Below are 16,142 nucleotides of genomic sequence, written 5' to 3'. Positions count from 1 at the left end.
GTCAGATCCCCCCGTCGACGTTGAGCGTCTCGCCGGTGATGTAGGCCGCGTGGTCACTGAGCAGGAACAGCACCGGGCCGGCGAGTTCGTCGACCGTGCCGAGGCGGGCGAGCGCTGTCTTCTGGGCGTAGGTGGCGCGCAGGCCCGCGGCCCGCTCGGCGGGCATCGCGTCGAATGCCTCCGTCTCGATGACTCCGGGGGCGACGACGTTGACGCGGATCCCGCGGGAGCCGAGCTCCTTGGCGAGAGAGCGGGTCAGTCCCGTCATCGCGGCTTTGGCGGCGGTGTAGTGGGCGCGCAGCGGTATGCCCGCCGCGGCGCCGCGCGAGCCGATGTTGACCACCGAGGAGCCGACGCCGAGCAGCGGAAGCGACTGCTGGATGATCCGGTAGGCGGCGGTGAGGTTGGTGTCGATGATCCTGGACCACTCCTCTGCGGGCAGTTCCGCGAAGGGGATGTGGCTGATCACGCCCGCGTTGTTCACGACACCGTCGAGGCGTCCGAAGCGGTCCTTGACCTCGCCGACGAGCCGGTCGACCTCGGCGGTGTCACCGACGTCGGCGCGCAGCACGTGGTGGTCGCCGGCGGTGTCCTTGAGCGCTGTGGTCAGGCTGTCGACGGCCTCGCTCTCCTGCCGGTAGCAGGTGACGACGTCGGCGCCGGCGCGGGCGGCGGCCAGCACGATGCCGCGGCCGATGCCCCGGGTGCCGCCGGTGATGAGCAGCTTCTTGCCGTGCAGTGCGAGTTCCACTGGGTTCCCTTTCCCTTCGTTGAACGAGCCGCGGTTCACACGCAGCCGTCGACGTGGATGTTCTGGCCGGTGATGTAGGCGGCGTGATCGCTGACGAGGAACAGCACGGTGCCGGCGATGTCGTCGACCGTGCCGAGTCGGCCGAGGGCGGTGAAGGAGGAGAACCTGCGGCGCTCGCGCTCGGCGTCGTCCTCGGGCAGTTCGTCGAGCGCCTCGGTGGCGATCCGGCCGGGCGAGACGGTGTTGACGCGGATGCCCTGCGGGCCGAGCTCACGGGCGAGCGAGCGGGTCATGCCGACCAGTGCCGCCTTCACCGCCGTGTAGTGCACGCCCCCGGCCATGCCGAGGAACGCCACGGTGGTGCCGATGTTGATGATGGAGGAGCCCGCGGTCAGCAGCGGCAGGGCGCGCCTGGTCACCAGGTGGGCGGCGGTCAGGTTGCCCCGCAGGGTGGCGGACCACTCGCCGTCGTCCAGGTCGGCATAGGGCTTGGGGCGGAACGTGCCCGCGTTGTTGACCACGGCGTCGAGCCCGCCGAGGCTCGCGTCGCACTCGGTGAGCAGCCGGTCCACGTCCGCCGCGTCGGCCGCGTCGGCCCGCACCACCTGGTGCTTGCCCGGGGTCCTGGCGAGTTCCTGCTCCAGCGAGGCGACGGCCGGGCCCGGAGCGCGGTAGCAGGTGACGACGTTCGCACCGGCGCGGGCGGCGGCCAGCACGATGCCGCGGCCGATGCCCCGGGTACCGCCGGTCACCAGCAGCCGCTTGCCCTCCAGCTGCCGGCCTGCCCGGGCGGCGGCCTCCACCTTGGCCTTGATCAGCCGCATCTGCACGGCGGTGTTGCGGTTGAGACGCTCGGTCATCCCGGCGTCGTCGATCGGCGCCCCGGGCTTCATCTCGAAGTCCTGGATCCAGCGCATACGGACGCCACCGGGCTGCTCCTCGTACTCCCAGCGGATGTTCATGTGGGCGAAGGGGCCGGTCTCCACCCGCCGGGCCTGGACGGTGCGGGTGGCGGGGTCCGGGGTGCGTTCGGAGACCCAGCTCCAGACGGTGCCGTTCTCGTCGGGGTGCAGGGCCAGCCGGAAGGTGACCGTGTCCCCGTCGTGGCCGAGGATCTCCGCGGAGGCGTACTCGCTGAACAGGCGCGGCCAGGAGGCCACGTCGTTGGTCATCGACCACACCAGGTCCATGGGCGCGTCGATGACGATCGCGTTGTCGGTGTGCCCGGCCATCAGACGCGCACCTCCGCCAGCCGGGCCTGCACATAGGCGAGGGCCTCGCGCGGCGTCTGGGTGTGTTCGAGGTCCCCGTCGGGGATCTGGATGCCGTACTCGCGCTCGATGCGGTTGGCGAGTTCCAGCAGGGCGAGGGAGTCGTACCCGAGGTTCGCGAACGCGGTGTCGGCGAAGTCCGCGCCGTCGAGGTCCGTCTGTTCGTCGACGCCCGCGCTCGCGCGCAGGATCCGCTTGATGTCGTCGAGGGTGAACTCGGCCATGGCGAGCTGCCTTCCAGTCGTCGTGCGGTGGGTGTGGGTCACTTCTTGAGGTCGTCGCGGTCCGAGGCGCCGACGACCAGCGCGGAGGTGAATCCGCCGTGTCCGCGGGCGAGGACCAGGGCGGTACGCGGCTCGGTGCGGCGCGGGTGGCCCACGACGAGGTCGATCTCGCAGCCTTCGGCGGTGCGGCCCAGTCCGGCGGTGTGCGGCACGACCCCGGCCGACAGGGCGAGCAGCGCGGTCGCCACGTCAAGGGCCGCACCGCCCGCGTACAGCCGCCCGGTGAGCGTCTTCGGCGCGGTCACCGGCACTGCGCCGGGACCGAAGACCTCGGTGATCGCCCGGGCCTCGGCGAGGTCGTCGGCGGGCACCCCCGCGGCGTCCGCGAAGACCATGTCGATCCGTCCCGGTTCCAGCCGGGCGTCGGCGAGCGCCCGCCGTATGACGGACGCGAGCACGGAGTGCCGTCCGCCGCGGGCGGCTGTCCCCTTGGCCGGGCGGGTCCCGGCGGCCGGGTCGAAGCCGGCGGCGTAGCCGAGCAGTTCGCCGTAGGCCGGGACTCCGCGCTCGCGGGCTCCCTCGGCGCTCTCCACGACGAGCATGGCGCCGCCCTCGCCGGGGACGAAGCCAGCGGCGGTGGCGTCGAAGGGCAGGTAGGCGCGCGACGGGTCGTCCTCGGTGGACAGCTGCCCCGAGGACATCTGTGCGACCAGTCCGTACGGGCACAGGGAGGCGTCGGTGCCGCCGCTGAGCACCAGCCGGGACCCGGTGTCCAGCAGCCGGCGGGACTGGCCGAGGGCGTCGAGGCCGCCGGCCTGCTCGCAGCAGATCACCCCGCAGGGGCCGCGCATGCCGTGTCGGATGGACACCTGTCCGGTGGTGGCCGCGTAGAACCAGGCGATCGACTGGTAGGCGCCCACCCAGGAGGAGCCCTGCTGGTAGAGGTTCTCCATCTCGTGCTGGCCGAACTCGGTGCCGCCGGAGGAACTCGCCGTCACCACCGCCATCTCGTACTCCGGCAGCCGGGCCGGATCGGCGGCGGCGTCCGCGAGGGCGGAATCGGCGGCGGCCAGGGCGAAGTGCGTGAACCGGTCGGTCTGCTTGACCAGCCGCCCGGGTACCTGCTCGGAGGCCCGGAATCCGGGTACTTCCCCGGCGACGCGGACGGGGTAGCCGGCCGGGTCGAACCGGGTGATCCGCCCGAGGCCGCTCTTGCCCGCGAGCACCGACTCCCAGTGCCGGTCGGCGCCGATGCCGGTCGGCGCGATCACACCGAGCCCGGTGACCACGGCCCGGCTCCGGTGGCCGGGAAGTATGCCGGACGCGCTCATGCCGCCTCCTCGCGGGTGCCGGTGGTGGCCCGGGCCGCGCGTGGCCCGGGCCGGGCCTCGGCGGGCCGGCCCAGTACCATCGCGGTCTGGAAGCCGCCGAACCCGCTGCCGACGCTGAGCACCCGCTCCATGCGGTGTTCGCGGGCCGTCACCGGGACGTAGTCCAGGTCGCACTCGGGGTCGGCGACGGACAGGTTGGCGGTGGGCGGGACGACCTGGTGGCGCAGGGCGAGGGCGCAGGCGGCGATCTCCAGGGAGCCGATCGCGCCGAGCGAGTGCCCGATCATCGACTTGATGGAGCTGACGGGCACTTCGTGGGCGCGCCGGCCGAGGCTGCGCTTGAATGCGGCCGTCTCGTGCCGGTCGTTCTGCTTGGTGCCGGAGCCGTGGGCGTTGATGTAGTCGATGTCGCCGGGATCGAGGCGGGCCCGGTCCAGGGCGACCCGGATGGCCTCGGCCATCTCGCGGCCGTCCGGCTTGAGGCCGGTCATGTGGAAGGCGTTGCTGCGCCCGGCGAAGCCGAGGATCTCGGCGTATATGGGCGCGCCGCGGCGCTTGGCGGACTCGGCCTCCTCGATCACCATCACGGCGGAGCCCTCACCGAGGACGAAGCCGTCGCGCCGCCCGTCGAAGGGGCGGGAGGCGTGGGCGGGATCGTCGTTGTTGGGGGTCGTGGCCTTGATCGCGTCGAAGCAGGCGGAGGTGATCGGCGACAGCGGAGCGTCGGTCGCGCCGGCCAGCACGACGTCTACGGCACCCTCCTCGATCAGTTGGACGCCGTGTCCGATGGCGTCGAGGCCCGAGGTGCAGCCGGTGGAGATCAGCGCGACCGGTCCTTCGGCGCCCGCCTTCCGGGCGACCTCGACGGCGAGGGTGCTGGGCACCATGTAGCCGTAGAGGTGCGGTACGCCGTAGCTGTGGTCGACCAGCCAGTCGCGGCCCCCGTCGGAGAGCACCGCGTACTCCTCCTCCAGGCCCATGGTGCAGCCGACGGCGCTGCCGATGCTCACCCCGACCCGGCCCGGGTCGCCGCCGGGGAGCTCGATGCCGCTGTCCTCGATGGCCTCCCGGGCCGCGACGACCGCGAACTGGGCGGCCCGGTCCATGCGGCGGGCCTCCTGCGGGGTGAGGCCGGCGGCGAGCGGGTCGAAGTCGCACTCGGCGGCCACCTGGGACCGGAACCCGGCGGGGTCGAACAGGCTGATCCGGCGGGTCGCGGTGCGTCCGGCGGTGAGCAGGTCCCAGTAGGCCTCGCGGCCGTGTCCGCCGGGTGCGACGGCGCCCACCCCGGTGATGACCGCGCGGCGCGTCGGGCGGCTCACCGGGCCTCCCCGACATCCGGGTTGCCGGCGGCCTCGTCGAGCGGCTGCTCGGTGTCGATGTGGCCGAGTTCCGGGCGGGGCGCGAGCGGCGAGAGGTGGAAGACCACTTCGGCCGGCACGGTACCGGTGTTCACGAGCCGGTGGCGGACGCCGATGGGCACCAGCAGCGAGTCTCCGGGGCCGAGTTCCACCGGGACGCCGTCCAGCCGCATCTCGAGCCGGCCCTGGACCACGTGCAGGAACTCCTCGGAGTACGGGTGCAGGTGCTCGGTGACGTATTCGCCGGGGGCCAGCCGCAGCACCCCGCCGAAGCCTGAACTGCAGCCGACCGTGCGGGGGCTGAGCGTGACGCGGATGTCGCCACCGCGCTTGGTGTTGGCGGCGACCGTGTCCACGTGCACCTTGGTCGTGGCGGGGGCGCTCACTTGGCACCGCCCAGGTTCTCGGCGGTCGGCGCGGTGATGGCGGGGCCCTGCTGCGGGGTCCAGGAGTAGAAGGGCACGGCCATCGCGTCCTTGGGTTCGCGCCAGTTCGGGTCGTAGGGCGAGATGAACTCGCCGAGGCGGGTGTTGATCTCGTTGTAGAGCGGGTGGCTGCGCGCCTTGTACAGGTTCGGTGCGATGTCCTGGTCCGCCTCCACGAGGTGGAAGTACAGGTCGTGGAAGGCGAACAGCGTGCGCCGCGACACGCCCACCATGTGCGGCAGTTCGGTGCTGTCCGAATCAGCGAAGACCTGCGCGACGCCCTGGGCGTCGGCGAGGTTCATCCTGGCCACGATCAGCGTTCGGTGCACGATGTCCTCCCGGGCTTGTCTTCTTAGACGTTCACCCTGGTCGGGCCGGGTCGAGGCAGTCTTGAGGGCCTCTGGAGAACCGCTTGGTGCCTCTCCGGCCGGCTCCAGCCGACGCCGAGGCGGCCGGCTCCAGGCGATGCCGAGGCGGCCGGCTCCAGGCGATGCCGAGGCGGCCCGATGCGGGCACAGCACTACGGCCCGCCGCACCGGGGTGCGACGGGCCGTAGCGGGACGCGCGGGTGGCCGAGCGGCTCCGGGGAAGTTGTCAGGCTTGCGCCTGCACTTCCCCGGAGCCGTTCAGGCGCCGGGAGCCGCGGTCTTCGCGAGCGTGACGGGCCGGGCGTGCCGGCCCGCCACCGGGTCCGCGGGGCCGGAGTGGACCGCGCCGTTGTTCTGGACGCATCCCACACCGGGCAGTAACTGGAGGAGGGCCTGCCGGGTGAGTGCGGGCACGGCGTACACCGGTTCGCCGTCCGGGGGCAGGAACTCCTGGACCAGATGGACGTCCACCAGGTACTCCAGCAGTGTCTCCGTGTCGTCGGTGCGGGCCGGCAGCAGGGCGCGGACCTCGTCGATGCGCCAGCGGGGCCGGTTGCGGCGCAGCAGGAGGTGCAGCAACTCCTGGGAGGGGCTGGGCAGATGCCGGTAACTGAGAGCGACGGTGCTCATCAGCGACTGGGTGCCCGCCGGGAGTTCCAGCAGCAGCCGTTGGTTGGTGCGCAGCCGGTCGACGAGTCGCCGAACCGGCCAGCACGGCCGGTCGGCCAGCCGCCCGGCCACGGCCCGTACGACCAGCGGCAGTCCCTCGCTCATACGGATCAGCTCATGCACGGCCGTCCGGTCCTCGCGTGGTCTGCGGTCCTGCGCGACGCGGTCGTACAACTCCAGGGACTCGTCGGTGGACAGGGTGGGCAGCACGATCTTCCGCCCGGTGGAGAGGCTGTGTGCCCGGTAGCGATTGGTGGCGATCACCGCGCAGCCCGCCCCACCGGGCATCACGGCATGCAGCTGGGAGGCGGTGAGCACGTCGTCGACCACCACGAGCACCCTGCGGTCCGCGGTCCAGCTGCGGAACAGCTGGCTGAGCTCGTCGAGCCCGGTGGGCTGCTTCTCCCGTGCGATCCCACAGGCGCTGAGACAGGCGGACAGCACGTCCGTGAGCTGCTCCTTGCCGTCGCCCACCGTGGAGAGGTCGACGAACAGCTGCCCGTCGGGGAACTGCGGGCGCAGGCGGTGCGCGGCGCGGATCGCGAAGGCGCTCTTGCCGACTCCGGGCGGCCCGTGGACCTCCACCACGCGCATGCCCGTACCGGCCCAGTCACCTCCGAGGAAGGTTTCGAGCTGTGCCAGCTCGCGCTTGCGTCCGACGAAGTCGCTTATGTCATGCGGTAGTTGGGCCGGGCGTGGGGCGGCCGGCCGGGACTGGGGCGCCGACGGGGCGGTGGTCCTGCCGCGACCGGTCGGCGCCGTGAGAGCTCCTCGGTCGGCGAGGACCTCCTGGTGCAGCCGCTGGAGTTGGAGCGACGGCTCCAGACCCAGTTCGTCGACGAGGCGGGCCCGGAGGGCACGGAACACCTCCAGGGCGTCGGGCCGGCGGCCGCAGCGGTGCAGGGCCCTCATCAGCTGCCCGGCGAAGGCCTCATGGGTGGGGTGGTCGCCCAGCGCCTCCACGAGCTCGTCCAGAACGACGTGGTGCCGGCCGAGTTCGAGCTCCAAGGAGAAACGTTGCTCCAGGACGTTTTTGCGCCGTTCCTCGAGTTGGGTCGACCAGGCCGACAGACGGCGGCCCGAGCTGACGTCGACGAGGGCCGACCCGCGCCAGACGCCGAGTGCTTCCTTGAGGGCGCGGGCCGCCTCTTCCAGCGCGCCGCCGCGCTGGTGCGCCTTTCCTCGCTCCACTAACAGTTCGAACCGGTAGGCGTCCACGGTCTGCTTGTCGTGCAGACGCAGTTCGTATCCGCCGACGCGGGTGAGCAGGGTCGGGAACCCGTGGGGCGGGCGGGATCCGAAGGGTGCGCCGTTCTGCCCGGTGGCCAGCCGCAGTCTGCGGCGCAGCTGATAGATGTAGGTTTGCAGGGTGGTCAGTGCGCTGAAAGGCGGGTGGTCCTCCCACAGTTCTTCGCACAGTTGGTCGACAGTGACCAGTGAGTTGGCGTTGAGCACCAGCAGGGCCAGCACTTGACGTAGCTTCGGTGCCGACGGTGTCACGTCGTCACCGTCCCTGGACACCCGCATCGAGCCCAGCAGGCCGATCTCTATCACTAAGTTCCCCCTGAGTGTGCCGCCTTGTAGGCCACCAGCTGATGAGCCTTGTAGCTTGGCCAGTGGTTGTCGGCTGTTCTCCTTCCTACACCCGTGTGTCTCGCGCTAAACGAATCCCGGGTGCCGTATGGGCCGAAATTCGGCCATGCAGCTCGACCATTACGGATCCGAGCGGGCTTTTGTTGAAAAGCAAAGGGACGAAAAGAAGGTCACCGGGGAAGCGGAAAAGAAAGCAATTTCCCCGAGTCGCGGGGCCTGAGGCCCCCAGGATCAGAACTAGTTGACGCTCCGCACCTTATTACGACACGCACATTCATGGCAAGGAGCACATGTCTTGGTCCCGGGGGCCTCTGAGCGTCCGCTCACAGCCGCAGTTCGACGCCGTACTCGGTGAGCCAGGTGTTGAGCTGGAGCACCATCTCCATGCTGGCCCGTTCCACCCAGGCGAAGGCCCCGCTGGGCGCGCCGGCCGCGTCCAGCGCCGCGCTCGTCGCCTCGGTGTCCAGCAGCGGGGCCACCGACGACGAGCCGTCCTTCGCCAGCTCACCGAACCGGCGCCGCACGAATTCACCGTAGGCGGCCTCCTGCACCGTCGGGTAGGCGCTCTTAGGCCGTTCCAGCACCTGGCGGGGCAACAGGTCGGCGACGGCCGCTCGAAGAAGACTCTTCTCCTGTCCGTTCACCCGCTTCAATTCGGCCGGGACGTTGTAGACGTATTCGACCAGTGCACGGTCGCAGAACGGCGGCCGCAACTGCACCCCGTGCGCCATGCTCATCCGGTCCGCCCGGTCCAGGTGCGTCGGCGCCCACCGGGTCAGCGCCAGATAGGTGATCTCCCGGGCCCGTCGCTCGGCCGGCGTCTCGCCCGCCACATGCGGGACCTCGGCGAGTGCGTCTCGGTAGTGCTGGTCGGCGTAGTCCATGAAGTTCAGCTCGCGGCGCAGCGAGCGGTCCACGAGAGAGCACCCGAGTCCTCCGGCCGCGGCGTCGTGACCGCGCTCGAAGGAGACCCAGGGGAACGTCGTCGAGTTGCTGTGCCGGGGGTCGTAGGACCAGAAGTAGCCGTTGAACACCTCGTCCGCGGTCTCCCCGGAGAGCACGGCGGTGACCCCGGCGCCGCGCAGGGCCTCGAAGAAGAGAAGCAGCGAGACGTCCATGTCGCCGAGCGGCGAGGGCGCGTCCTGGCAGCGCAGGGCGGCGGCGTGCACGCGCGGGTCGGCGAGCGCCGCGGTGTCCAGCAGGATCTCGGTGTGCTCGGTGCCGATGTGCTGCGCCGCAAGCGCCGCGTAGGGCGCGTCGGGCGTGGCCCGCATGGTCGGATGGGGCTCGAAGTTCTCCGCGTATCCGGCGAAATTGACGGAGAACGATCGCAAGGGGCCCGCACCGGCCGCGGAGAGCGAAGCGGAGGCGAGAGCCGTGAGCGCACTGGAGTCGATGCCTCCGGAGAGCATCGTGCCGACCCGGACGTCCGCCCGCAGATGCGAGGAGACCGCCTCCGCCAGCAGCCGGCGCACGGTGGCCACGGTGGCCTCCGGACCGTCCTCGTGCCGCCGGGCGGGCAGCGACCAGTAGCGCCGCCGGCCGGTACCGCTGTGGCGGACCGTCATGACGTGCCCGGGCAGCACCTCGCACACGCCTTGGAACACGCCGGTACCGGGCTTGCGGCTGTGCGCGAACAGCTCGCGCAGTCCGTCCGCATCCACCACGGGCTTGACGGCGGGGTGGGCCAGCAGTGCCTTGGGCTCCGACCCGAACAACACACCGGAGGGGGTCAGGAAGTACGCCAGCGGCTTGACTCCCAGACGGTCGCGGACCAGGTGCAGCTCCTGCCGCCGCACGTCCCACACGGCCAGGGCGAAGAGGCCCTCCAGCCGCGCCGCGAAGTCCGCTCCCCATTCGAGGAACGCGTGCACCGCCACCTCGGCGTCGCCGTGGCCGGTGAACCGGTGGCCCTTCGCGGCGAGTTCGCTCCTCAGCTCGCGCTCGTTGGTGATCGCGCCGTCGAGGACCAGCACGGCCGCCGGCTGCCCGCCGGCCGTCTCGACGACCACGGGCTGCTGCCCCTGGGCGAGGTCGAGCAGCGCCAGCCGCCGGTGGGCCAGCGCCGCGTGCCCCTCGATCCACTCCCCGGCACCGTCGGGCCCCCGGTGGGACAGGGTGTCCGCCATGGCCCGTACGGTGTGCGCCTCGGGCACCAGGTCCCGTGCGAAGTCCACCCAGCCGGCCAGACCGCTCATCGTGGCGTCCTCTCGTTCGCTGTCTCGGATACTTCCGGTGCGCCGGACGGGGCCGACGCGCCCGCCGCACCGGGCGCGTCGGCGGTCCTCGGGATGACGACGGTCACCAGGGACAGGCCGTGGTGCGCCACGGCCGTACGGAACTCCTCCAGCCCGGGCGTTCCGCCGCCGCGCACCGCGATGCCCAGCCGACGCGGTGCCGCCTCCCCGTACCTGCGGTACAACTCCAGGTAGCCATGGGCCGTGCGCTCCGGATCCGTCACCAACTGAAACCGCGCGGGCCGGCGTCGGCCGCGCCAGGTGAGCGCTCCGTCCGCGCCGCCGGTGAAGTTCAGCCGCCAGACGCTTCCGGTGGCGACGACCAGTTCCTCGCCGAGGCTGTGCACCCCGGCCGGCACCGTGAACGTGCGCCCCGTGCGGCGGCCCGTGAAGTGCAGCAGGGCGAGGCGCTCGCCGAGCGGGCCGGGGTCCGGGCGCGAGAGCATCTCCCGCATGCGGGCGTCGGCGGCCGTCCTCTCCTCGCCGTCCGGCAGGTCGCGTACGACTTCCGAGCTCATGACAGCACCACCCCCGCCGCCGTCAGCGCGCAGCCTGCGACCGCGCAGCAGGTGCGCACCAGATGCCAGTCCCGCCAGGCCGGCCGCGGGTCCCGCCAGCCGGGCCCCAGGTCCTCCGGGCGCGTCTGCTTGACCTTCCTGTTCATGGGCACGTTCCTGGTCTGCGACACCACGGCCACGCCTGCCATGCACAGCGCCGCGAGCGCGAACAGCAGCCGGGGGCCGCCGTCCGCGCGGACGGCCAAGCCCACGTCGATGGCCGTGGAGCCGGTCACGATGAACGGCATGATCCGGTCGTACCGCCGACCGAGCAGCTTGTGGGTGTCCACGTACCGCTCCGGGGTCATCGCGATCAACGCGGGCATCACGCTGAGTGCGACCGCGAACAGCACCCCCGCCACCAGTCCGGTGCCCAGCAGCACCAGAACACTCAACGCCTCCACCATCGTTGCGGTCCTCCTCGGGGGCCAGTCGCACACGTCGATCGAGTTCGGGCGACTCGAACCTGTCAGCCACGGCTCGGGCACCACTCGAATCCGCCTGGGGGCATCCGCTCGTCGCGGCCCATGTTTGTGCACGTGCCACCAGGGCCGTTCGAGCAGGGGAAGGTTGCATCGGGCCACACGTGTCCGAGCACATCCGCACTGTCCAGGAGCCCGTATGGCAGACGAGACGACCGACGTACTGATCGTGGGCGGCAGCATGGTGGGACTGGCCCAGGCGCTGTTCCTGGCCCAGCAGGGCATACGTCCACTGGTGGTGGAGCGGCACGCGGAGATCTCCGCCCACCCGCGCGCCCAGGCGGCGAGTCCGCGCACCATGGAACTGATGCGCGCGCTGGGTCTGGAGGAGGCGGTGCGCGCCAACGAGAACCCGCACGCGCACTACGGCGACGTCCTCCAGGCCGAGTCGCTCGCCGGAGCCGAACTCGGCCGCTTCGACGGGCCCTTCCGGCACGACCCGGCCGACGTGGGCAGCACCGGCTGGACCCTGATCGGACAGGACCGCTTCGAGCCGGTGCTCCGGGCGCGCGCCGAGGAACTCGGGGCCGACATCCGCTTCGCCACCGAGATGACCGACTTCACCCAGGACGACGAGGGCGTCACCGTCGTACTGCGCGATCTGCGGGAAGGCGCGGGCGCTGCCGAGCGTACGGTGCGGGCGCGGTACCTGATCGCTGCCGACGGCTTCCGGGCGAGGGCGCGCGACCGGCTCGGCATCGGCCATCACGGCCAGGGTGTCTTCGGCCGCCAGATGAACATCGTGTTCCACGCCGATCTCGACCCGTACGTCGCGGGCCGCACCTTCTTCCTCTGCTTCGTCAGCAACGACCGCGTCAAGGGGGTGCTCGGCAAGCTCGGCGGCGAGGACTCGGACCGCTGGGTGCTGGCGCCCAGTCTGCCGCCCGGCACAAGCCACGAGGAGTACGGGACCGAGGACTGCGTCGCTCTGGTGCGTGCCGCGGTCGGAGTGCCCGACCTCCCGGTGCGGATCGAGTCGGCGACGAGCTGGGAGATCGCCGCCTGGGTGGCCGACCGCTTCCGCTCCGGCCGGGTGCTGCTGGCCGGCGACTGCGCGCACGTCATGCCGCCCACCGGCGGGTTCGGCGGCAACATGGGCGTCCAGGACGCGCACAACCTGGCATGGAAGCTCGCCCTCGTGCTGCGTGGCCAGGCGGGCCCCGCGCTGCTGGACAGCTACGAGCAGGAGCGGGCGCTGATCGCCGAGTTCACGGTCGACCAGGGGGTGATCCGCTACCTTCAGCGCAGCGGTCTCGACGAGGCGGCGGCCGCCCGGCACCGCCCGGAGACCACGGTGCTCTTCGGTCACGTGTACCGCTCCGGCGCCGTGCTCGGCGAGGACGGCCCCGACGACGGCGCCCCGGTGGAGGATCCCACGACCCCCTCGGGCCGGCCGGGGACCCGCGCCCCGCACGTGCCGGTCGTTCGGGCGGGCAAGGAGGTACCGCTGCACGATCTGCTGGACGGCGGCTTCTGGCTGCTGACCGGACCCGACGGCGGTGCCTGGGAGAGCGCCTGCTCGGCGGTCGGCCTGCCCTCGGGCGTCGCCTTCCACCGGGTCGGTGCGGAGGAGCCCGCGCAGACGGTGGAGCGCTTCCTCGCCCGCTACGGGATCGGTGCCTCCGGTGCCGTACTGGTCCGGCCGGACGGGTTCATCGCCTGGCGCACGGCACACCTGCCGCCGCGCCCCGCGCGGACGCTGTCGGAGGTTGTCGACCGGGTCCTCGCACGCACGGTCGGCTGACCGGGCCCCGCACAGAGACGTCCGCGGTGCGCACCCCGATCGGGGTGCGCACCGCGGACGTCTTTCCAACGCCGGAGCCGCCCGGCGGCGCGAAGGGACGCCGGGCGGCGGCTGCCCGCCAAGCGGGCTCGGTGAAGTCCGGTGCGGTTCGGCAGCGTCCCGAAGGCGCGCGGGGCTGGGACATTGAGCGGCTCAGCCGCGATGGGTGGCCCCCTGTTCGAGCGAAGCCGAGAACTTGGGGGAGCGACCAGCCACGGCGCACCCACAGGTGGCATACCGGACTGCCGGCGGAGCGCTCAGTCGCGGTCCAGCAGCGTGCGCAGGGCGGCGACCGCCGCGCGGTCGACCGCGCCGGAGCGCCCGGCGGTGGCGCGCCAGCCGACGAACCCGTCCGGGCGGACCAGCACCGCGCCCCCCGGCATGAGCCCGTAGCGCTGCCTGAACTCACCGTCGCGGTCGGTGTACTGCTGCCGCGGCCCGACCTGGACCGTCTTCAGGGCGACGCCGAGGGTGCCGGCTTCCTGCTCGACGGCCGTCGCCCAGGGGCCGGCCGCCTCGTCCACGAGCAGGGTGAATCCGTCGGCGAACAGGTCCGCGACGGGCAGCGGCCCGTCGGGGCCGTCCAGGACCAGGTGCGGGGCACGGGCCCCCGGGGCCGCGCTCGGGTGCTCGGGATCCTCGATCAGCACGCCGGAGGCGCCCTCCTCCCGGGCGAAGGCACCGGAGAGGTAGCAGTAGCCGAAGGTCATGGTCGTCTCGCTGAGCAGCTCGTCGGCGACCTCCTGGTACTGCTTGCCGTCGCGGACCGCGAACCGCAGCATCGCCTGCCGCACGGTCTCCTCGGCGACGGGACGCCGTTCCGCGTCGTAGCTCTCCAGCAGTGCCGGGCCTGCGGCGCCCGAGAGCACCAGGGCCAGTTTCCACGCCAGGTTGTAGACGTCCTGGATGCCGGTACTGGCGCCGAAGGCCCCGGTGGGCGGCATCACATGGGCGGCGTCCCCGGCGAGGAACACCCGGCGGGTGGCGAAGGAGTCCGCGACCCGCGCGGAGATGTCCCAGGCCGGCATGTCCACCGACTCGATCTTCAGCGGCAGGTCCGGGACGCCGACCGCGGCCCGCACCAGCGCGATGCAGCGCTCCTCGGTGAAGTCCTCGGCGCGCTGCCCCTGGTCCGGGAAGAAGGAGACGTTGATGACCCACCGCCGGTCGTTGTCCAGCGGGATGATCGTGCCGCGCACCTCGGGGTTGTTGACGTAGGCGGCGATGATCCGGCGCCCGCGCAGCGCCTCGTCGAGGTCGGCCTCGAAGAAGAAGCTCACCAGGTTGGTGATGGTGCCGCGCCCATGCGCTCCGATGCCGAGCATCTCCCGCAGCGGGCTGCGGCTGCCGTCCGCGGCGATCACGTACTGCGCGCGGATCTCCGACTCGGTGCCGGTGGCCAGGTCCCTGACGCGGGCCAGTACGCCGTCCGCGTCCTCCTGGAGCGCCTCCACCCGGGTGTGGAAGCGCACGTCGGCACCGGCCTCCACGGCCCGGGTGCGCAGGATCGGCTCCAGCTGGTTCTGGTCGATGAGCGTCCACAGCGTGGGGCTGATACGACCGATGTCGTCGGGCGAGGCGTTCGGCATGCGCACCCGCTCCCTGCCGGCCAGGGTCTCCACGTGCACCAGGTCGGTGTTGCCGGAGATGGGCGAACGCCCGGCCCGTACTCGCTCCTCCATACCGACGGAGCGGTACAGCTCCATGGTGCGCGGGTTGATCGCGCGGGCCTTGGGGTGGGTGGAGGTGTCGGCGTGCCGTTCCACCAGCAGCGCCTGTACCCCGTGGTGGGCCAGGAAGACAGCCGCGGACAGTCCGGTCAGCCCGCCGCCGACGATGAGGACGGAAGTCTGCTCCTGCTTCATGCTGTTGCCTCCTTGTGGGCCGACACGAGGGTGTGGGTACCGAGCAGCGGCTCGGCGGTGCAATCGGAGAAACCGGCCTCGCGCAGCCAGGCCTGGCAGTCCGCGATGCGGTACTCGGAGCCGTCCGGGCTGACCAGCCGCATGTGCAGGCTGCTCAGCAGCCGTTCGGGATCGCTCCGGTCGTCGTCGATCATGCGGTCGTAGACGAGCACCGTTCCGCCCGGGCGCACCGCGTCGTGGACTCGGCGGAGCAGGGCGAGACGCCGTTCGGTGTCGAAGCCGTGCAGGATGTGACCGAGGACGATCACGTCCGACTTGGGCAGGGGGTCGGTGAAGAAGTCCCCGCCGACGAAGGCGACCCGGTCGGCGATGCCGAGGCCGGAGATGTGCTCGGTGAACAGCGGCCGGGTGCGCTCCAGGTCGAAGCAGGTCGCCGTCAGGTGGGGGTGGGCCTGGGTGAGGACGGCGGCCAGGTTGCCGCGTGCCCCGCCCAGGTCGGTGAAGGACGTGTACCGGCTCCAGTCGACGCGGTGGGCCAGTTCGGTTCCCATCCGGTCGCTGTAGGCGTCAAGGCCCGCCAGGAAGCGCTTCATCTTCGCCGGGTCCTTGTGCCGGTCCCCGACGAACCCGCCCTTGTCGGGGTCGAGATGCTGGGCTTCGCCGCTGCGCAGGGCCTCGGTGAGCCGGCCCCAGGTGCCGTACAACGTCTCGTTGGTCAGCTCGATGAACCCGCCGAGGTATGAGGCGGAGTCGGGCACCAGGTAGGTCTGTGCGAGCTCCGAGTTGCGGTACCGGCCGTCGTGGCGTTCGAGGAGACCGAGTCCCGTCAGGGCGTCCAGGAAGTCCGGGAGCATCCGGTGGTGCGTGCCGGTGCGGTCGGCCACTGCGGCGGCGTCGAGGGGGCCGTCGGCCAGCGCGCCGAACACGCCCAGGGCCACGCCGCTGTGCAGCGCCTTCGCGGCGCAGTCGGCGATGGTGAGCTTGATCAGCGGCCCGGGATCGACCGCCGCTGCCGTCGTGGTCGGGTTTTCGGTCGTTGTCACTCAAGCCTCCTGATCGCCATGGGCGTCCGTGGTGTGCGGTGCTGCCGACGATGGCCGCGGGGCGTCGAGACGGGCTCGAAGAGCGCTGAACCTGATCCCGCCCTCCGGGGGGAGGCCGGGCGGGTGCGCTGCCGGGGGTGTCCCGTACCCCGGGGCCGATGCAGAAGGCCGCCCTCCCCTGC

Annotated in this window: 13 protein-coding genes and 2 pseudogenes; 1 reads left to right on the top strand and 14 read right to left on the bottom strand. The window is 71.9% G+C overall.

The window, feature by feature from the left end:
- Position 1 precedes the first annotated feature (1 nt).
- From Q2K21_RS24870 to Q2K21_RS24815, 12 genes and pseudogenes are all read right to left on the bottom strand, one after another.
- Entirely contained in the window at positions 2-751 is a 750-nt protein-coding gene (locus Q2K21_RS24870) for an SDR family NAD(P)-dependent oxidoreductase (RefSeq protein ID WP_310775176.1), read from the bottom strand.
- Between the two features lie 35 nt (positions 752-786).
- Positions 787-1,500, bottom strand: a pseudogene (locus tag Q2K21_RS24865) (SDR family NAD(P)-dependent oxidoreductase); the annotation flags it as partial.
- A 36-nt stretch (positions 1,501-1,536) separates the two neighbouring features.
- Positions 1,537-1,983, bottom strand: a pseudogene (locus Q2K21_RS24860) (SRPBCC family protein); the annotation flags it as partial.
- Positions 1,983-2,288, bottom strand: coding sequence for an acyl carrier protein (locus tag Q2K21_RS24855; RefSeq protein WP_386276040.1), 306 nt, complete (start codon positions 2,286-2,288; stop codon positions 1,983-1,985). The gene Q2K21_RS24855 and the pseudogene Q2K21_RS24860, both read right to left, overlap by 1 nt.
- On the bottom strand, positions 2,285-3,577 hold the full coding sequence (locus Q2K21_RS24850) for a ketosynthase chain-length factor (protein ID WP_310775174.1): 1,293 nt from the start codon (positions 3,575-3,577) through the stop codon (positions 2,285-2,287). The genes Q2K21_RS24855 and Q2K21_RS24850 overlap by 4 nt, the downstream gene beginning before the upstream one ends.
- Positions 3,574-4,899, bottom strand: a complete 1,326-nt coding sequence (locus Q2K21_RS24845; protein ID WP_310775172.1) for a beta-ketoacyl-[acyl-carrier-protein] synthase family protein — start codon at positions 4,897-4,899, stop codon at positions 3,574-3,576. Before Q2K21_RS24845 ends, Q2K21_RS24850 begins: the two co-directional genes overlap by 4 nt.
- A complete protein-coding gene (locus Q2K21_RS24840) occupies positions 4,896-5,324 on the bottom strand; it encodes a cupin domain-containing protein (RefSeq protein WP_310775170.1) in 429 nt (142 codons plus the stop codon). The genes Q2K21_RS24845 and Q2K21_RS24840 overlap by 4 nt, the downstream gene beginning before the upstream one ends.
- Positions 5,321-5,692 carry a TcmI family type II polyketide cyclase gene (locus tag Q2K21_RS24835; RefSeq protein ID WP_310775168.1) on the bottom strand — a complete coding sequence of 124 codons (372 nt, stop codon included), beginning with the start codon at positions 5,690-5,692 and terminating at the stop codon, positions 5,321-5,323. Before Q2K21_RS24835 ends, Q2K21_RS24840 begins: the two co-directional genes overlap by 4 nt.
- 297 nt (positions 5,693-5,989) lie before the next feature.
- Positions 5,990-7,954: an AfsR/SARP family transcriptional regulator gene (locus Q2K21_RS24830; RefSeq protein ID WP_310775166.1), complete on the bottom strand. Its 1,965-nt coding sequence runs from the start codon at positions 7,952-7,954 to the stop codon at positions 5,990-5,992.
- A gap of 362 nt (positions 7,955-8,316) precedes the next feature.
- Complete coding sequence (gene asnB / locus Q2K21_RS24825) at positions 8,317-10,191, bottom strand: asparagine synthase (glutamine-hydrolyzing) (protein ID WP_310775164.1); 1,875 nt, start codon at positions 10,189-10,191, stop codon at positions 8,317-8,319.
- Positions 10,188-10,748 carry a hypothetical protein gene (locus Q2K21_RS24820; protein WP_310775162.1) on the bottom strand — a complete coding sequence of 187 codons (561 nt, stop codon included), beginning with the start codon at positions 10,746-10,748 and terminating at the stop codon, positions 10,188-10,190. The genes asnB and Q2K21_RS24820 overlap by 4 nt, the downstream gene beginning before the upstream one ends.
- Positions 10,745-11,194: an anthrone oxygenase family protein gene (locus Q2K21_RS24815; RefSeq protein ID WP_310775160.1), complete on the bottom strand. Its 450-nt coding sequence runs from the start codon at positions 11,192-11,194 to the stop codon at positions 10,745-10,747. The genes Q2K21_RS24820 and Q2K21_RS24815 overlap by 4 nt, the downstream gene beginning before the upstream one ends.
- 214 nt (positions 11,195-11,408) lie before the next feature.
- Between Q2K21_RS24815 and Q2K21_RS24810 the strand changes: the two genes are divergently transcribed.
- The gene (locus Q2K21_RS24810; protein WP_310775157.1) at positions 11,409-13,013 is read left to right on the top strand and encodes an FAD-dependent monooxygenase; all 1,605 of its coding nucleotides are present in this window, start codon (positions 11,409-11,411) and stop codon (positions 13,011-13,013) included.
- 296 nt (positions 13,014-13,309) lie between these two features.
- On the opposite strand, the gene Q2K21_RS24805 is transcribed toward Q2K21_RS24810, so the two are convergent.
- Both Q2K21_RS24805 and Q2K21_RS24800 read right to left on the bottom strand, forming a co-directional pair.
- Entirely contained in the window at positions 13,310-14,917 is a 1,608-nt protein-coding gene (locus Q2K21_RS24805; protein ID WP_310775155.1) for an FAD-dependent monooxygenase, read from the bottom strand.
- Positions 14,914-15,960 (bottom strand): methyltransferase, encoded by a 1,047-nt coding sequence (locus tag Q2K21_RS24800; RefSeq protein ID WP_310775153.1) that lies wholly within the window; start codon positions 15,958-15,960, stop codon positions 14,914-14,916. The genes Q2K21_RS24805 and Q2K21_RS24800 overlap by 4 nt, the downstream gene beginning before the upstream one ends.
- Positions 15,961-16,142: the final 182 nt, after the last annotated feature.

The sequence above is a fragment of the Streptomyces sp. CGMCC 4.7035 genome (genome assembly GCF_031583065.1).
In the GTDB taxonomy this organism is placed as follows: Bacteria; Actinomycetota; Actinomycetes; order Streptomycetales; family Streptomycetaceae; genus Streptomyces; species Streptomyces yaanensis.
The sequence above is the reverse complement of the archived record's forward strand: the minus strand, read 5'-3'. Positions and strand labels throughout refer to the sequence as shown.

Bases quoted from the DNA above. Each gene is read 5' to 3' on its own strand.
- Q2K21_RS24850 (WP_310775174.1), bottom strand. From the start codon at position 3,577: ATGAGCGCGTCCGGCATACTTCCCGGCCACCGGAGCCGGGCCGTGGTC.
- asnB (WP_310775164.1), bottom strand. From the start codon at position 10,191: ATGAGCGGTCTGGCCGGCTGGGTGGACTTCGCACGGGACCTGGTGCCC.
- Q2K21_RS24820 (WP_310775162.1), bottom strand. From the start codon at position 10,748: ATGAGCTCGGAAGTCGTACGCGACCTGCCGGACGGCGAGGAGAGGACG.
- Q2K21_RS24815 (WP_310775160.1), bottom strand. From the start codon at position 11,194: ATGGTGGAGGCGTTGAGTGTTCTGGTGCTGCTGGGCACCGGACTGGTG.
- Q2K21_RS24810 (WP_310775157.1), top strand. From the start codon at position 11,409: ATGGCAGACGAGACGACCGACGTACTGATCGTGGGCGGCAGCATGGTG.
- Q2K21_RS24805 (WP_310775155.1), bottom strand. From the start codon at position 14,917: ATGAAGCAGGAGCAGACTTCCGTCCTCATCGTCGGCGGCGGGCTGACC.